The organism is Pseudomonas sp. MWU16-30323, assembly GCF_020515595.1.
Taxonomy (GTDB): domain Bacteria; phylum Pseudomonadota; class Gammaproteobacteria; order Pseudomonadales; family Pseudomonadaceae; genus Aquipseudomonas; species Aquipseudomonas yamanorum.
Map to the genome: position 1 here is coordinate 1 of NZ_JAIWYM010000072.1, position 1,520 is coordinate 1,520.

Sequence of the window (1,520 nt, forward strand, 5' to 3'; positions counted from 1 at the left end):
GCTCAGGTCGCCCTGGCTGTCATAGCGGTAGTGCACCAACGGCTCGGTGCGTTCCAGATGCCCGGGGCCTTCGTCACTGAAGTACAGGCGCTCAACTCGCTCCACCCGACCGGGGTGCAAGTCGTTGTAGCGTAGGCGCACGGTGACGCGGCTGCGTGTGTCAAGCAGATGCAGCAACCGGCCCCGGTCGTCATAGTGCAAATTGAGGGTATTGCGATTGCGGTCACCCAGGCGCACGAGCCGCGAGCGCTGCGGGTGGTGGGGATCGGTTTCAAAGACCTGATACAGACCTTCATGGATGTCCTCGACCACCGTCAAGTCATCGCTTATGGCAAAAAAAGCAAGGCCGTCGAGGACGCTGACAAAGCGATTGCCCGGCTTGAGTTGACCCAGTTCCAGGCGCTCACCCTCGGCGTTGATGTACACCCACAGGTCACCGCCGTCCGGGTGGGGCACGCGCACGATTTCAACTTCGTAGAACACGCTCCAGCCGACGCCGAACAGCCCGTTGTCGCGCCGGTCATTGCTGTTGTACCGACGTGCCCACACGATGGGCAGGATGCCGGGGAGGGTGAAGTCCAGGTCTTCCGGGCCGTCCTGGACCTTGCTGCCGGTGGACACGGCCACCGGGTTGCCCACCGTGCAGCTTTTGGGCCCGAACTTTCGGGCGATGAGGATGCCGGCGATGATGCCCACCGCCATGCCGATTTTGTTTTTCCCACCTTGGATGGGCCGTACCACCAACGGCTCGCCGCCGATGCGAACATCCGGTGATACGTCGGTATCCGGGCCGACGGTGGCCTCGCAGGTAGTGCGATCACCGCTACGGACGGCCGGTTGACTGTTGATGAAAACTTCCGACGAGCCCTCGGCCAGGTATTGGGTGGGCATGGGCAGATGGCGCATGCACACCACCTGGTCCAGTTCGGCGGGCCGGGTTCCGCTGGCCGGCGTGGCCACCATGGGCGGGTTGATAATGCCGTCGATGGTTTGGTAGATCGCGACGACCGGGTTGAGTCCGGCGACCACGCCCAAAAGGGTCTCCATCACACTGGGCTTGGCCGAGGGCTCGTCGGGTTCGTCGGTTTGTATGCCGGCGGCACGGGCGGCCAGTTGGCTATTGATGCGAGTATCGACGGCACCGCTGGCGATGTTGCCCTGGGGCGTGGGGGGAATCAGCGCGTTGAAAAAGCCGCTGCACGCATCGCTGAAATGCTCTCCGATGGATTTGTCACCGGCAGGAATCAGGCTCGTTGCCGTCACCAACAAACCGGCGCCTACGCTGATCACCACCGCGCCTGCCGCTGCTACGGCAACAGCCGGTGCCGCGGCGATCACCGCAGCAGTGACGGCGGCATACACGACAGCTTCCGCGACGGTAGCGAGGATTTCAGCCCAGACGGAGGTGTGCAGAATGGGATCGCCCACACGGGCGGCGTGTACGGTGTCTGCCAAGAATCGGCTTCCTTGCGATCAGGTCATTCGAGAGGAACGGTTCAGGCGAACCGAAGTGACTGTTT

General features: G+C 63.0%; 1 protein-coding gene. It reads right to left on the reverse strand.

What is annotated here, in order from left to right:
• Positions 1 to 1,455 (reverse strand): DUF6531 domain-containing protein (locus LIY45_RS30440; RefSeq protein ID WP_226478699.1); only part of this gene is annotated, 1,455 nt, incomplete at its 3' end.
• Positions 1,456 to 1,520 lie beyond the last annotated feature (65 nt).